The sequence below is a fragment of the Microbacterium altimontanum genome (assembly GCF_058349865.2).
Map to the genome: position 1 here is coordinate 188729 of NZ_JBYRJB020000004.1, position 16137 is coordinate 204865.

Annotated in this window: 12 protein-coding genes; 7 read left to right on the forward strand and 5 right to left on the reverse strand. The window is 71.5% G+C overall.

Going from position 1 to position 16137, the window contains the following annotated elements:
- Positions 1–1674 (forward strand): acyl-CoA dehydrogenase family protein, encoded by a 1674-nt coding sequence (locus AC3RX1_RS08205; protein WP_491500738.1) that lies wholly within the window; start codon positions 1–3, stop codon positions 1672–1674.
- Positions 1675–1864: 190 nt separating this feature from the next.
- Positions 1865–3376, forward strand: a complete 1512-nt coding sequence (locus AC3RX1_RS08210; RefSeq protein ID WP_491500739.1) for an HNH endonuclease signature motif containing protein — start codon at positions 1865–1867, stop codon at positions 3374–3376.
- Between the two features lie 55 nt (positions 3377–3431).
- Here AC3RX1_RS08210 and AC3RX1_RS08215 read toward each other — a convergent pair whose 3' ends face one another.
- The 5 genes from AC3RX1_RS08215 to AC3RX1_RS08235 form a co-directional block, all read right to left on the reverse strand.
- Positions 3432–4238, reverse strand: a complete 807-nt coding sequence (locus AC3RX1_RS08215; protein ID WP_491500740.1) for a DUF805 domain-containing protein — start codon at positions 4236–4238, stop codon at positions 3432–3434.
- A gap of 281 nt (positions 4239–4519) precedes the next feature.
- A complete protein-coding gene (locus AC3RX1_RS08220) occupies positions 4520–5380 on the reverse strand; it encodes a 3-methyladenine DNA glycosylase (RefSeq protein ID WP_491500741.1) in 861 nt (286 codons plus the stop codon).
- Between the two features lie 46 nt (positions 5381–5426).
- Positions 5427–6140 carry an SOS response-associated peptidase gene (locus AC3RX1_RS08225; RefSeq protein WP_491500742.1) on the reverse strand — a complete coding sequence of 238 codons (714 nt, stop codon included), beginning with the start codon at positions 6138–6140 and terminating at the stop codon, positions 5427–5429.
- 43 nt (positions 6141–6183) lie between these two features.
- Positions 6184–7224: an App1 family protein phosphatidate phosphatase gene (locus tag AC3RX1_RS08230; RefSeq protein ID WP_491500743.1), complete on the reverse strand. Its 1041-nt coding sequence runs from the start codon at positions 7222–7224 to the stop codon at positions 6184–6186.
- Between the two features lie 5 nt (positions 7225–7229).
- Positions 7230–8018 (reverse strand): DedA family protein, encoded by a 789-nt coding sequence (locus AC3RX1_RS08235; RefSeq protein ID WP_491500744.1) that lies wholly within the window; start codon positions 8016–8018, stop codon positions 7230–7232.
- 43 nt (positions 8019–8061) lie between these two features.
- Here AC3RX1_RS08235 and pabB point away from each other — a divergent pair, with 43 nt between their 5' ends.
- From pabB to holA, 5 genes are all read left to right on the forward strand, one after another.
- Positions 8062–9330: an aminodeoxychorismate synthase component I gene (gene pabB, locus AC3RX1_RS08240; RefSeq protein WP_491500745.1), complete on the forward strand. Its 1269-nt coding sequence runs from the start codon at positions 8062–8064 to the stop codon at positions 9328–9330.
- A 75-nt stretch (positions 9331–9405) separates the two neighbouring features.
- Complete coding sequence (leuS, locus tag AC3RX1_RS08245) at positions 9406–11931, forward strand: leucine--tRNA ligase (protein WP_491500746.1); 2526 nt, start codon at positions 9406–9408, stop codon at positions 11929–11931.
- A 103-nt stretch (positions 11932–12034) separates the two neighbouring features.
- Entirely contained in the window at positions 12035–12655 is a 621-nt protein-coding gene (locus AC3RX1_RS08250; protein WP_491500747.1) for a ComEA family DNA-binding protein, read from the forward strand.
- A gap of 1 nt (position 12656) precedes the next feature.
- Positions 12657–15257, forward strand: coding sequence for a ComEC/Rec2 family competence protein (locus tag AC3RX1_RS08255; protein WP_491500748.1), 2601 nt, complete (start codon positions 12657–12659; stop codon positions 15255–15257).
- A complete protein-coding gene (holA, locus tag AC3RX1_RS08260) occupies positions 15167–16063 on the forward strand; it encodes a DNA polymerase III subunit delta (protein WP_491500749.1) in 897 nt (298 codons plus the stop codon). The genes AC3RX1_RS08255 and holA overlap by 91 nt, the downstream gene beginning before the upstream one ends.
- Positions 16064–16137 lie beyond the last annotated feature (74 nt).

Sequence of the window (16137 nt, forward strand, 5' to 3'; positions counted from 1 at the left end):
ATGAGCACACTCGGCAGAGGCCGCCAGCCCGGCGGCACCCACGTCGTGGACAATCAGCCCGACTGGCGCGTCGACGTCGACGAGTACGCCCTCAATGCGCCACTGCGGGAGGCCGTGGCAACATTCGGCGCGGGCGCCGCAGACGCATCCCTGCATGAGATCGGCTCTCTGGTCGGGTCGCGGGCGTTCCAGCACGACGCGCACCTCGCGCACACGCATCCGCCCGTCGCGCACACTTTCGACCGCTGGGGCTTTCGGCTCGACGAGGTGGAGTACGACGAGTCGTACCACCGCATCATCGCGGCGGCCGTCGAGCACGGGGCTCACACGGGCGGGTGGACCGACCCCACACCGGCGGGAGCGGTCGCTCGTGCCGCCGCGTTCATGCTGTTCGCGCAGGTCGAGCCCGGGCACGCGTGCCCGGTCTCCATGACGCACGCCGCCGTCGCGTCGCTGCGGGAGTCGCCGTGGGTGGGCGACGAATGGCTGCCGCGCCTGTACGCCCGCAGCTACGATCCCCGGCTCGGAGACGCGCAGGAGAAGCCGAGCGCACTGGTCGGCATGGCGATGACCGAGAAGCAGGGCGGGTCTGACGTGCGGGCGAACACGACCGTCGGCATGCACGTGAGCGGACACAGATACCAGATCACCGGGCACAAGTGGTTCTGCTCCGCCCCGATGTCCGACGCGTTCCTCGTCCTGGCGCAGACGCGCCGCGGCGGCACCGACGAGGGATTGTCGTGCCTGTTCGTGCCGCGCGTGCTGCCGCATGGAGAACGCAACGTCTTCAGCATCCAGCGGTTGAAGGACAAGCTCGGCAACAGATCGAATGCGTCGGCCGAGGTCGAGTTCGACGGCACCGTCGGGGTCCTGCTCGGAGAGCCTGGCCGGGGTGTTCGGGCGATCATCGAGATGGTGCAGCGCACCCGGCTCGACTGCGTGCTGGGGACGGCGGCCGGGATGCGTCAGAGCGTCGCCGAGGCGCTCTGGCACGCGCGAGGGCGTTCGGCGTTCGGTCGGAAGCTCGTCGACCAGCCGGCCATGACGGCGGTGCTCGCCGATCTCGCGCTCGAGGCCGAGGCATCCCTCCTCGTGGGGCTGCGGCTCGCGCGTGCCTTCGCTGCAGACGCCTCCGACGCCGAGATCGCGTTCCGGCGCCTCGCCACCCCGGTTTCGAAGTTCCTCGTGTGCAAGCGGGGGCCGCAGCACGCCTACGAGGCGATGGAGTGTCTGGGCGGCAACGGCTACATCGAGTCGTTCCCTCTTGCGCGGCGCTACCGCGAGCAGCCGGTGATGGCGATCTGGGAGGGATCGGGGAACGTCATCGCGCTCGATGTACTGCGCGCGCTCGGCCGCGACCCCGACTCCGTCGAGGCGGTGCTCGCCGAGCTGCGTCCGGCTCGTGGCGCGCATCCGCTGCTGGACACCCACGTCGAGCGCACGCAGACCCTCCTGCGTGGGATTGCGGGAGCCGACGCCGACGAGGTGCAGACGAGCGCCCGCCGGATCGCCGAGGCGCTTGCGCTGGCGCTGCAGTGCGCCGTGATGGCGACGCATGCGCCGACGGTCGACGCGGATGCGTTCATCGGTGCACGGCTGGGTGATGACCGCTCGTCGCAGTACGGAGTGCTGCCGCGAGGGACGGATGCGGCGGCCATCGTCGTGCGGCACTGAGGTCTTGTGCGGGGCGTCTTTAAGTACGAGAGTGCATCGAGTCGCCGCGCGTGTGGAGCGGCGTCCATCCGATGCTCGAAACCCGCGAGAAATCCGGGCCCGAATTCGGTGTTGAAATCCTTGTAAATCGTCGAAAAGTTCGATAGCATGGCCGTACCGATCAGGAGATCTCGCCGGGGAGGTGGCACCGATGTCAGCATCGACGGCGGGTCTGTCTCCGGTGATCTCCGAGTTGGATGAGCTGGTGGAGAGCATCTCGCACTGCCGGGAGCGGGCGGCGTCGGCGTTCGCGGCGGAGATGTTCTTCTTCGAACGTGTCGCCGGCATCGTGGAGCGGCGGGAGCGGGAACGAGGAGCCCGGATCGGGGCGACCACCAGTTCCTCCCAGTTGGGCATGCGGGAAGTGTTCGCCGAGGTCGCTGCTTCCCTCCGGCTGAGTGAATGGCAGGTCGCACGGAAGGTCTCCACCGCCTGGACGCTCACCAACCAGTTCTACGAGACCCTCTGCGACGCCAGCTCCGGGCTGATCTCCCCGGAACACGCCATGGTGATCGCCGACACCGGTGCCGTGATCGAGGATGACACGGTCCGCCGAGAGTACGAGGCTGTCGCGTTGGACATGGCGGCGGAGATGACACCCGGGCAGCTCCGCCCCGCCCTGGACGGGCTCGTGCAGCGCCTCGACCCGGAGGGCACCGAGCAGCGGGTGCGGGAAGCCGTCAATCGCCGCAAGGTCACGGTGCGGGAGCTGGAGCCGGGACTGTCCCGGATCACCGCCGACGTGCCCACCGCGCAAGGCGTGGGCCTGTTCAACCGTTTGCGGGACATGGCCGCGGAACTGTACGCACAGAACGAGGCCGAGAAGGCCGAAGCAGGCGCCGCTGCGGCAGCCGGAGCCGCGCAGGGAGCTTTGAAGACGGAAGCGGACGCCGCGGGGGCTGTAAGGGCGGAAGCCGACGCCGCTCCGGCCGCCGGGGCGGAAGCCAGCGCGAAGGCGAGCACAGGCGCCGATGCTGTTGCAGACGCGCCCGTTTTTGACGAGCGGACGCAGGTGCAGATCATGGCCGACGTGTTCTGCGACCTGCTGCTGACCGGCGTCCCCGACGCGCATGGCGCCACCGACCAAGCACGAAACGCGCTCGGCGCGATCGCCCCCACCGTGCAGGTGAGCGTCCCCGCGACCACCCTCGCGGGCACCACGATCGGTGGGGCCGCGGTCGCCGGGTTCGGGCCCATCGACGACGACACTGCGAAGCAGCTGGCCGGGGCGGCGCCGGGCTGGGTGCGGGTGTTCACCGACCCGTCCACCGGGGTGCCGATCAGTGTGGACCGGTACCGACCCACGAAGAAGCAGAAACTGTACCTACAGGTGCGGGACCAGCAGTGCCGGTTCCCCGGATGCCGGCGTCCCGTCCAGAACTGCGATATCGATCACACCATCGCGTACGCGGAGGGTGGGCCCACCTGCCTGTGCAACCTGGAACACCTGTGCAAACGGCACCACACGGTCAAACACGAGACGGAATGGTCGGTGGAGCAGCTCGGCGGCGGCATCCTGCGGTGGACAGCGCCCACTCGCCGCACCCATCTCACCAGACCACCTGGCACGGTGAGATTCCAGATCGCCGCGCTGCTCGACCCGGATCCCAAACACAGACACGCGATGCGTGAGGCACTCCAACGCGACCCCGCACCCTTCTGAGACCGGCGACACGTCGCGCCTCAGCGCGTCGCGCCGCTGAGCCGCACGGTGCGGCTTACGGGTACTTGCTCGGCTGCGCGCACATGACGATGAGAGCGATGCTGCCGAAGGGCACGAGGTTCAGAAACAGGAACGCCCAGTGGTAGCCCGCATCGCGAAGCCGTCGAACGAGCACCGCGAGATTCGGGACGACCACGCCGAGGATCCAGAGCCAGAGCAGGATGCCGAGGAGGCCCGCGAAGCTGCTGAACATGACGCCGCTCGTGCGGTATCCCGACCAGGACCCGGCAGCGACCGCGATGATCAGGATGTACAGTCCGACGATGACGATGGCGTTGAAAAGCGCCCACCACCAGAACTCCCGGCGTCCGGCGCGGCCCTCGAACCGGGCGTACTTGGCGAACACGGTGCGAATGGCGCCACCCATGCCGGCGACGGCCGGCCGATCGTCCGCGGGGGAGCGCCACACACCGATCGGCGGCGCCGCATACCCTCCCTGCGCATAACCGTGCTGATAGCCCGGGTAGCCGGACTGAGTCGGGTAGCCGGCACCGCTCGAGTACGGACCGGACTGGGCGGGGTAGCCGGTCTGGCCCGAGTAGTCGGGCTGCGCGGGGCTCGGGGACTGCGAGGGGTACGACGGGGCGGGCTGCACCGGCGGCATGGACTGTGCCGGCGCCGGCTGCGACACCGACGTGGCGGAGGGATCGGATATCGCCGAACCGGGATACGCGGCGGGCGGAGCAGACGGCGTGGCGCGCGTCTCGGTCGACCAGGCGGCCCCGTTCCACCAGCGTTCCCCGCCGGTTCCCCGGGGATCGGGATACCAGCCGGCGGGCGGGAGCGGGGTGTTCGTGCTCACGGTGTCATCTCCTCGAGAAGCGGGTGCTCGTCCTACCGTAGCGGGATGCGCCTCGTCGGCCCGCGCATCGCGGCGCGGGCGGCAGCAACTCAGGCTGCGGGAGATGGCTCCGGTGCAGGACTGCGGATTTCCGCGGCACCGTGCCCGTCCCCGCATCGGCCAGCCTGAGTTGCTGCCATCCGAGGTCGGACGCCCACAGCCCGCCCAACGCCGAGATCAGCCGGCTTGAGTTGCTGCCGCATCCACGGGCGGGGCACCAGCAGATGAGTCGCTGCGCCCCCTCATCCGAGGCAGTCGAGCAGCCGGTGCCGCAGCGCTTGGGCGCGCTCAGCGAACGCGCGCTGGCGCCGCACGTACTCGGCCTTCCCCTCCGCCGTCTCGATGCGCACCGGATCCCCGGCCCACGCCGCCATGTCGTACGGCGACGCCTGCATGTCGAGGTAGCGGATGTCGCGGGCGAGCTCGAACGCGTCGAGCAGCAGTTCACCGGGCACGAGCGGCCCGAGCTTCACAGCCCACTTGTACACGTCCATGTTGGCGTGCAAGCACCCGGGCTGTTCCATCTCGGCCTGCGTCGCACGCGTGAGCGGCTGCGCGTTCCGCGGCTCGGCGTCGGCGGTGAAGAACCGGAACGCGTCGAAGTGCGTGCACCGGAGATCGGCCGCCTCGACGACGGCATCCGTCGCCCCCTGGCCGAGTCGCAGCGGGACCGGGTGGCGATGCTCGCCCTGGCGGTACACCATCGCCCATTCGTGCAGGCCGAAGCATCCGAAGCGTGCCGGCCGATCGGCGGTCGCACGCAGGATCGCGGCGACGCCGTCGACGAGCGCCGCCTTCTCCGCCCGGTACGCGTCCGCGTCGACGCGCGCACTGCCGGCGGCGAGTCCGGCTCGATACCACCGCGACTGCGCTCGCTCGGCGGCATCCTCCAGCTCAACGCCGGCGCCCGGGTGCCACCGGCGCAGAACGCTCGGCTTGTAGGAGTAGTACGTGAAGAGAAAATCCTCGACGGGGTGCTTCTCGCCGTGAGCGGCCCGCTCCCGATGCCCGGCCGTGAGCGCATCCGCACGGGCGATGTGCGCGGACTCCCGTGCACGCCACTCGGCGCCGGTGAGGACGACGGATGCGGCGACGACGGTCATCCCTCAAGGGTAGGCGGCGGCGCCCGCCGAAGCGTCGCCGCCGTGGTCAGTCGTCGACCGGCTCGATGAGCTCAGGCCCGTCGTTGCGCACGTTGCCGACGGCCTTGCTCACGACGTGATCGGTGAGCGTGGCGGCGACGTCCGGCGCGGCGTCGATCGCCGCATCTAGGATGTCGCCTACGTTGTCCGTCGTGGGATCGAGCCACGCATCAGCGAAGTCGGGATCCATGAACAGCGGCATGCGGTCGTGGATCGAGCCGAGGTGTCCGATCGAATCGCGCGTGAGGATCGTGAAGCTCAGCACCCACCGCGCCGGATCGTCTTCCTTCGCCGCCGGGTTCTTCCACCACTCGTACAGGCCCGCGAAGAACATCGGATCGCCGTCGGCTGGGTGGATGTAGTGCGGCGTCTTCACGCCGTCGACCGTCTTCCACTCGTAGTAGCCGGATGCCGGGACCACCGCCCGATGCTTGATCAGCGCGTTCCGGAACATCGGCTTGTTCTCGACCTCCTCCGCCCGCGCATTGAACGCGCGCGAGCCGATCGAGACATCCTTCGCCCAGGGCGGCACCAAGCCCCATCGCGCCGACTCGAGGCGTCGCGTCGGTGGCTCGGTCTTCCCAGAGTCGAGCACGATCGCCGCGCTGTCGGTGGGGGCGAGGTTGTAGGACGGAGCGGGAAGATCGTCACCCGTCACATCGACGCGCAGCACGCCGACGAGCTGGGATCCGACATCCGCCACCACGAAGCGTCCGCACATGCCGCCAGACTACGCGGAGCCCGCGACATCTCCCGCGTCCGCTCTATGCGGAGCCCACCACTCCGACCTCTTCCAGCCGCTCGAGCAGGGCCGCGCCGTCCTCGCCCGTGACCCACGGCACCCCCGACGCCGAGTGGTCGTCGACCGTCGTGCGGCCGCCGGCCAGCATCGCCTCCGTCGACGACAGGCGCCGGATGGCGACCGCCGCAACGTTGCCCGGATTTCCGCCGGCGAACGTCGTGTAGATCGCATCGTCGTGCTGGCCGTCGTCGCCGACGAGCAGCCACTGCACCTGCGGGAACTCCGCGACGAGCCGCTCGAGGTTCGTGTGCTTGTGGTCGGTCCCGCTGCGGAACCACCGATCGTGGGTCGGGCCCCAGTCGGTGAGCAGCAGCGCGCCCGACGGGAACAGGTGACGGTGCAGGAACCGAAGCAGCGTGGGGCCGACGTTCCACGCTCCGGTCGACAGGTACACGATCGGCGCGCCAGGGTTCTCCCGCACGAGACGCTCGAGCAGCACCGACATCCCGGGAACCGGCTGGCGCGCGTGCTCATCCACCACGAACGAGTTCCAGGCGGCGACGAGCGGCCGCGGCAGCGCCGTCACCATGACGGTGTCGTCGATGTCGCACACGACACCGAAATGTACGTCGGAGCCGACGACGAACACGCGGGAGTCCACGGGCGCGCCGCCTTCGACGGACATCGAGATCGTGTGCCAGCCCGCGGTCAGCTGCGCGGGCAGGACGGTGTCGACGACCCCGCCCCGATCGGCCACCACTTCGTGATCCACGTCGTCGATCCGCACCGTGACCTGCGCGAACCCCACCGGGACGGAGACGAAGCTGCGCCAGCCCCGCACGGTCGAGTACTCGCCGTCGCTGCGACTCGGTGCCGGTGGGGCGATGAGCACCCGGCCGAGCACGCGAACCCAGTTCTCCCCGCCGTAGCCGGGAAAAGCTGCCACGGTGGGAACCTGCCCGCGCTTGCGTGCACGCCGCTCGCGCCACGCATGGAAGCGGTACTCGAGGCGCGCGAGCCACAGCACATCGGCGCGCCGCGCCGCGGCAGTGTTATCGGGCATCCACTTCAGTCTCCCATGCCCGGCGACATCGCGTCGGGCGCTGGTGGCTGGTCGGAGCCGGATGCGTCGGCCCGGCGCTCGCCCGGGGTCCGCCCCTCAGTCCCGCGCCCCTCAGCCCCGCGCCCCTCGGCACGGTGCCCCTCGGCACGGTGCCCTTCGGCGAGGTGGCGTCGCTCGATCCGCTCGAGCAGCTTCTTCGCGACGACCATGAGGACGAGGAAGACCGCGATCACGCCGAGGAACAGATAGCCGGCGTAGTGGAGCTGGTCGGCGAGGTCGCGGTACGTTCCCGCGGCGAGGCCGGCGACCGTGACGTAGAGCCCCGCCCACAGCACGCAGGCCGGAGCCGTCCACGCGAGGAACCGCCGGTAGCGGAAGCCCTCGCTCATCCCCACCGTGAGCGGCACGATCGAGTGCAGCACCGGAAGGAACCGCGACACGAACACGGCGATGCCGCCGCGGCGCTGCAGATACCGCTCGGCTCGCGCCCAGTGCGTCTCGCCGATCCAGCGGCCGAGCCGGGAATCCCGGATGCGCGGGCCGAGCAGGCGTCCCAGCCAGAAGCCGATGCTCTCCCCGATGAGCGCGCCCACGACGACGGCGATCACGAGGCCGGTGCCCTGCCACATGCTGTCGACCGCGGTCCCCGCCACGATGACGATCGTGTCGCCCGGCACGAACAGACCGACCAGGACGCTCGTCTCCAGCATCATGGCGAGGCCGGCCACGATCACACGCACCACCGGCCCGACGCTCTGGACGGCGTCGAGAAGCCCGGTGAGCAGATCGTTCACTCCGCTGAGCATAGGGCCCCGGCGCTTCTTCTAGCCTGGGAACGTGCCCGACATTCCTCCGCTTGCGCCGACGCCCTGGCGCGAGCCGGCCGACGCCTTCCTCGCCGCCGCCGATCGACATCCGCATGTCTTCTGGCTCGACGCCGGACCGGATGCCGATGAGGGCATGAGCTGGATCGGCTGGGGCGAGCCGGACGACCCGGCACGCGTGCGCGCGGTGCGCTGCGTCGGCGCGGCACCGACCGGCCCCCGCTTCGAGGGCGGGTGGGTCGGCTGGGTGGGATACGAAGCGGGTGCGGATGCGGCCGGCGCACCGACGGCGTCCGTCGACCCGGATGTGCCGGGCGAGCTCTGGCTGCGCGTCACGGGGCTGCTCGCGTTCGATCACGCGACCCGCACGGCGTGGGCATCGGCGGGACTCGATGCCGCCGACGAAAGCGAACGGCGAACACCTCCGCTCGCGCCGCCGTCCGCGGGCACCGCGACCGGGCGTCACACCGCCGACGAGTACGCGCGGCTCGTCGAACGCTGCCGCGACGCCATCCGGGCCGGTGACGCCTACCAGCTGTGCCTCACGACACGGTTCACCGTCGACGCGCAGATCGACCCTGTGGCGGCCTACCTCGCCCTGCGTTCCACCTCGCCGGCGCACCACGGCGGGATCATCCGCTCCGGAGACGTCGCCCTGCTGAGCGCGACCCCCGAACGCTTCCTCGAGGTCGAGGGAACCACCGTGCGGACGCATCCGATCAAAGGCACACGGCCGCGGGGGACGGATGCGGCGGCCGACGCCGCTCTGGCGGCCGAGCTCGTGGCCGACCCGAAGGAGCGGGCTGAGAACGTGATGATCGTCGACCTCATGCGCAATGATCTCGCCCGCGTCTGCGCGCCCGCCACCGTGCGCGTCGAGCGTCTGCTCGCCGTGGAGTCGTACCCGGCCGTGCATCAGCTCGTCAGCACCGTCGCCGGCGAGCTGCCGGGGGAGGCGACGGTCGGCGAGCTGCTCGCGGCCGCCTTCCCGGCCGGCAGCATGACAGGCGCGCCGAAGCTCTCGGCGATGTCGATCCTGCACCGGCTCGAGGGCGGACCGCGGGGTGTCTTCGCCGGATGCTTCGGGTGGGTCGGCACCGACGGGGGCCTCGACCTGGCGATGGTGATCAGGTCGATCGTGGTCGCCCCCGAGCGTGCGTACGTCGGTGCCGGCGGCGGCATCACCTGGCGCTCCGTCGCGCAGGCGGAGGTCGCCGAGGTCGGGCTCAAGGCTCGCGCCCCGCTCGCGGCGATCGGGGCCCTCGCGCCGGAGGGATGGTGAAACGGCCGGTCAGGTATCCTGAAAGACACGCGATTTTCCGCGGCATCCCGACACCCTCGCGATTGGTTCCCCTCCGTGTCTGAGACCACCTCCATCGACGCTGCAGCCCCCGCCGACGGCGGCTACGACCCGCACGCGATCCAGGAGAAGTGGCAGCGACTCTGGGAGGAGCACGCGCCGTTCCAGGCCGGCGGCCACACCGACACCCGGCCGCGCAAGTACGTGCTCGCGATGTTCCCGTACCCCTCCGGCGACCTGCACATGGGCCATGCGGAGAACTATCTGTACTCCGACATCGTCGCGCGCTACTGGCGGCACCGCGGCTACAACGTGCTGAATCCGATCGGCTGGGACTCGTTCGGCCTTCCTGCCGAGAACGCGGCGATCCAGCGCGGGGCTGATCCGCGCGAGTGGACCTATGCGAACATCGCCCAGCAGAAGGCCAGCTTCCGCCAGTACGGCGTCTCGTTCGACTGGCGCACAGAGCTGCACACCTCCGACCCGGAGTACTACCGGTGGAACCAGTGGCTCTTCCAGCGGCTCTACGAGCGCGGCCTCGCGTACCGCAAGCAGAGCCCGGTGAACTGGTGCCCGAACGACCAGACCGTGCTCGCGAACGAGCAGGTCATCGACGGGCACTGCGAACGCTGCGGCGCTGAGGTGGTGAAGAAGAAGCTCACACAGTGGTACTTCCGCATCACCGACTACGCCGACCGCCTGCTCGACGACCTCGACGCCCTCGAGGGGCACTGGCCCGCGAAGGTGCTGCATATGCAGCGCAACTGGATCGGCCGCTCCACCGGTGCCGACATCGACTTCGAGATCGAGGGCCGCGCGGAGAAGGTGACGGTGTTCTCCACCCGCCCCGACACGCTGTACGGAGCGACCTTCTTCGTGGTCGCGCCGGACTCGGATCTCGCCGCGGAGCTCGCGGCCGAGGCGTCCGCGGAGGTCCGCATGCAGTTCCAGGCATACCTGGAGCAGACGCAGAAGCAGACCGACATCGAGCGCCAGAGCACCGACCGCGAGAAGACCGGCGTCTTCCTCGGCCGCTACGCGATCAACCCGGTGAACGGCGAACGACTCCCGATCTGGGCCGCCGATTACGTTCTGGCCGACTATGGCCACGGTGCTGTCATGGCGGTGCCCGCGCACGACCAGCGCGACCTCGATTTCGCCCGTGCCTTCGGCCTGCCGGTGAAGGTCGTCGTCGACACGACGGCCGACGGCGACGCATCCCTCGACGAACTCGACCCCGTCGAGACAGGTGTCGCCCTGACCGGCGAGGGGCGCATGGTCAACTCGGGCTCGCTCGACGGACTGGGCAAGGCCGACGCCATCGCGGGGATGATCGCAGAGCTGGTCAAGCGGGAGGCGGGCCACGCGGCGACGGCGTTCCGGCTGCGCGACTGGCTCATCTCGCGGCAGCGCTTCTGGGGCACTCCCATCCCGATGATCCACACCGAGGACGGCCAGATCGTCCCCGTGCCCGACGAGCAGCTGCCCCTGCAGCTGCCGTCGATCGAGGGACTCGACCTCAAGCCGAAGGGCTCCTCGCCGCTCGGCGCCGCCACCGAGTGGGTCACGACGACCGACCCCGCCACGGGAGCGCCCGCCCGCCGCGACGCCGACACGATGGACACGTTCGTCGACAGCTCGTGGTACTTCCTGCGCTTCCTGTCGCCGAACTCCGACGCGGCGGCGTTCCCGGCCGCCGAAGCCGCCCGCTGGGCGCCCGTGGACTTCTACATCGGTGGCGTCGAGCACGCCATCCTGCACCTGCTCTATGCCCGCTTCCTCACCAAGGTCATGCACGACATGGGCCTGATCGACTTCGACGAGCCGTTCTCGAGCCTCATCAACCAGGGCATGGTGATCCTGAACGGTGCGAAGATGTCAAAGTCCAAGGGCAACCTCGTCCTGTTCCAGGAGGAGCTCGACGCCCACGGTGCCGACATTCTGCGCGTCGCCCTCGCGTTCGCCGGTCCAGTGGAGGACGACAAGGACTGGGCGGATGTCTCCACCACCGGCGCGGCGAAGTTCCTCGCCCGCGCGCTGCGGGTGGCGCACGACGTGACGAGTGCGCCGGGAGCGGACGCCGTCTCCGGCGACCGGGCGCTGCGCACCGTCACGCATCACCTCCTCGCAGAGGCGCCGGGCCTGGTCGAGCACACGAAGTTCAACGTCGTCGTCGCACGACTGATGGAGCTCGTGAACGCGACGCGGAAGACCATCGACACGGGTGCCGGAGCCGCCGACCCGGCCGTGCGTGAAGCGGCCGAGACGGTCGCGATGGTGCTCGACATGATCGCCCCGCACACCGCCGAGGAGATGTGGGCGGTGCTCGGCCACGAGCCGTTCGTCGGCCTCGCCGAGTGGCCCGCAGCCGACCCGGCGCTGCTGGTCGAGGACTCGATCACCGCCGTCGTGCAGATCGACGGCAAGGTGCGGGCGACCCTCGAGGTCCCGTCCGACATCGCCGCAGACGACCTCGAGGCGCTCGCACGGGGTGATGAGCGGGTCATGCGCTCGCTCGCCGGCCGCGAGATCACCCGCGCGATCGTGCGGGCGCCGAAGATCGTCAGCCTGAGCACGAAGTAACGGCGCCTCCCCAGAACGGCCGCCCGCGGCGGTGACCACGCCGTTCTCCACGATCTGCCGCCGGGACGTCTGTGCGCCGCGGGCGCCGGCATAGCGTGGGGCGGTGCCGCCTGCCGAGAACGAGCCGACGGCGCCCGCCCGCCGTCGGCTGGGCGCGGGCGCCGTCGTCGTCGTGGTGCTCGCCGCGCTCGCCGTCACGGTGGTCATCGGCATCGTACGGGGACAGGCCGGCGCGGGCGAGACCACCGTCGCGCCCACGCCGCACGCCACCGCGACGGTCGCCCCGGGGGAGCTCTACGTCCACGTCTCCGGCGCGGTCCAGACGCCCGGGTTGTACGTCCTGCACGCCGGGGCGCGGGTCATGGATGCCGTCGCCGCGGCCGACGGCTTCACGAAGGACGCCGCGCGCGACGGTGTGAATTTCGCGCGGGTGCTCTCCGATGGCGAGCAGCTGGCGGTCCCGCGCGTCGGCGAAGAGGCTCCGCCGGCCGGCGGGGCGGTGGTGTCGCCGGGCGGTGCAGCGTCGCCCGGCGGCAAGGTCAATCTCAACACGGCCGATCAGGCGGCGCTTGAGACGTTGCCACGCATCGGGCCCGCCACCGCGCAGCGCATCCTCACGTGGCGCGAGCAGAACGGGCGCTTCACGAGCGTCGAGGACCTCCTTGCCGTGCCGGGCATCGGCGAGAAGATGCTCGAGACGCTGCGCGACCTGGTGACGGTGTGACGTGCGGGTCCGCGACCTGCGCCTCGTGCCGGTGGCCGCCGCCGCGTGGGCCGCCGCCGGCGTGGCGGTGTACCTGCCGAGTGCCGCACCGCCGCTCGCTGCGGGCCTGTGGGCGGCGACCCTCACGGCTGTCGCGCTCCTGCTCCGAGGTGGACGCGATCCGCGCGGAGGCGGCGGAGGCGCCACGAGGCGCACCGCCGTGGCCGTCGCGGCGGTGGCCTTCGCCGCGGCCGCCGTCACGGCATCCCACGCGGCGCTCGCGCAGCCGGCTCGTTCCGCGGCGAGCGATCTCGCTGTCGACGGCGGGCGGGCGCTCGTGGTCACGGCGACCGTCGTCGGCAAGGCCGAGCGCACGGCTGCCGGCGACATCGCCTTCGATGCGCAGGCCGAGCAGATTGAGATCGGCCGGGATCGGCATCCGGTCGATGTGCCGGTCGTGGTGCGGGTGAAGCAGGAGCGGCCCGACGTCGGCAGCCGCATCGCCGCCTCCGGGACAGCCGTGCGCACCGATCCCGGGCGGCGTGCCGTGCTCGTGGTCCGTGCGGCCCGGGGGCTGGCGCTGGTGGCCCCACCGCAGGGAGCCGTCGCGGTCGCCGCCGCCCTGCGCCACGGCCTCTCGCGGGCCGTGCAGGGGCTGCCTGAGCCGGCGGCAGGTCTGATCCCCGGCCTCGCGGTCGGCGACACCGGCGGGGTCTCGGTCGAGCTCGACCAGGAGATGAAGGCGAGCTCGCTGTCGCACCTCACGGCGGTGTCCGGCGCCAACTGCGCGATCGTCGTGGGACTGGCGTTCGGGGCCGCCGCGCTGTGCGGTGCACGTCGCGCGGTGCGGGTGGCGGCGGGCCTGGCCGCTCTCGCCGGATTCGTGCTGCTCGTCACGCCCGAGCCGAGCGTGGTGCGCGCAGCGGCGATGGCGGCGATCGCGATGCTCGGCGTCCTCCTCGGCCGACCCGGCGCGGGGGTGTCGCTGCTGTGCGCCGCCATCGTCGCCGCGCTCGTCACCGACCCGTGGCTGTGCGGCTCGCTCGGCTTCGCCCTGTCGGTGGCCGCGACGGGAGCCCTCCTGGTTCTCGCTGCACCTCTCGCCCGCGGCATGTCGCGATTCCTGCCGCGAGCGATTGCCCTGGGCCTCGCGGTGCCGGTTGCCGCCCAGCTCGCCTGCGGGCCGCTGCTCGTGCTCATCAGCCCGACCGTTCCGCTGTACGGCGTCGCGGCGAACCTGCTGGCGGCCCCGGCCGCTCCGATCGCGACGGTCCTCGGGCTCGCGGCGTGCCTCGCGACGCCGGTTCCCGTGCTCGCCTCCGGGCTGGCCGCCGTCACCTGGGCTCCCGCCGCCTGGATCGCGGGAACGGCGGCGACGGCGGCACGACTGCCCGCCTCGGCCGTCCCGTGGCCCGAGGGACCGCCCGGGGCTGTGGCGCTCACCGTCGTCGGGGTCGCGGTCGCCGTCCTGCTCCTGCCGCGCGGATCGGGGCGCTGGTCGCGGGCGCTGCGCGCGGGCAGCGCGACGCTCGTCGCGGTCGTCGTCGGGGCGTGCACGGGCGCCGCCGCGCTGCGCACAGTGGCGGGCCCGCTCACCCTCCCACAGGGCTGGTCGGTCGCGGCGTGCGACATCGGGCAGGGTGACGCCATCCTGATCAGATCCGAGGGGACGGTGGCCCTCATCGACACCGGGCCCGACCCGGCGCCCCTGAGCGCGTGCCTGGGCCGCTTCGGGATCGCGCGTATCGACCTTCTCGTGCTCACCCACTACGACCATGACCACATCGGCGGGCTCGACGCCGTCGCCGCCATGACGACCGCGGCGCTGCACGGCCCGCCGGGCGACGCCGCCGACCAGCGCAAGCTCGAGCCGCTGCGCCGGAACGGGGCGGCCCTCACCGAGGCCCACTCGGGGATGAGCGGTGCGCTCGGCGGAGCGACATGGCGAGTGCTGTGGCCGCGGCCGGACGATCGTGCGTTCCCCTCGGGCAACGAGGCGAGCGTGACCCTCGAGGTGCGCGGTGGCGGTGTGCCCGCCTCGGTGTTCCTCGGTGATCTCGACGCCCTCGCCCAGCGCGCCCTCCTGGCGTCCGGCGCCCTGCATCCGCCGTACGCGGTGGTCAAGGTGGCGCATCACGGCAGCGCCGACCAGTCGCCCGATCTGTATCGCATCCTCGGCGGCTCTGTCGCGCTCATCTCGGTGGGAGCCGACAACGACTACGGCCACCCGCGACCCCAGACGCTCGCGTTCCTGGCGGCCGACGGATACACGGTCGCACGCACCGACCGTGACGGCGTGATCACCGTGGCGGCCGTCGACGACGCCGGAGTGCGCGTCTGGCGGGAACGGGCTCCGCCGGCGTCGGCGGGGCTGGATAGGCTGGAACCATGCCGGCACGACGCACGCCCCCACGCTCATCGGGAGCGGCGAAGGCGAAGATCCCGCAGCTCGACTGGCGCACGCCGCAGCCGGCGCCCCTCGTGCTCGTCTCGGGGCCCGAGGACGTCTGCGCGGAGCGCGCGATCGCCGCGGTGCGGGACTATCTGCGCGCGGAAGACCCGACGCTCGAGGTCTCCGACATCCGCGCCGACGACTACGAGGCGGGCACGCTCATGGCCGTGACCTCGCCGTCGCTGTTCGGCGAGCCGCGGCTCGTGCGGGTCAGCGGCGTCGAGAAGGCGAGCGACGCCTTCCTCGCGGAGGCGCTCGCGTACACCGAGCACCCGCAGGACGGCGCCACCGTCATCCTGCGGCACACGGGTGCGAGCGTGCGGGGGAAGAAGCTGCTCGACGCGGTGCGCGCCGGAACGGGCGGGGGAGTCGAGGTGCCCTGCCCCGCCATCAAGCGCGACGGCGACCGGTACGACTTCGCCGCCGGGGAGTTCCAGGTGGCACGCAAGAAGATCGCCCCCGCCGCGCTGCGTGCGCTCGTCTCCGCCTTCTCCGACGACCTCACCGAGCTGGCCGCCGCGTGCCAGCAGCTGATCTCCGATGTGCCGGGCGACGTCACGGCCGAGACCGTGGAGCGCTACTACGGCGGCAGGGTCGAGACCTCGGCCTTCACGGTGGCCGACACCGCGATCGCGGGCCGGTACGGCGAAGCGCTCATCGCGCTGCGCCACGCGCTCGCGTCAGGTGCCGATCCCGTGCCGATGGTCGCCGCGGTCGCGATGAAGCTGCGCACGATGGCGCGGGTCGCCGGTCAGCGGGGATCCTCCGCGGCGATCGCCGCGCAGGTCGGCATGAAGGACTGGCAGGTCGACCGCGCGCGCCGTGACCTCGCGGGGTGGAACGAGGAGAGCCTCGGCCGCGCCATCCAGGCGACGGCACGGGCCGACGCCGACGTGAAGGGCGGTTCGCGGGACTCCGTGTTCGCGCTCGAGCGGATGATCACCGTGATCGCGACCCGCGCCCCGTTCGGGGGCTGAACCGCCGCCGCGCCCACCGGGCGTCGTGCGCCATACGCGACGAAGCCCGCCCCGCGATGCGGGACGGGCTTCGC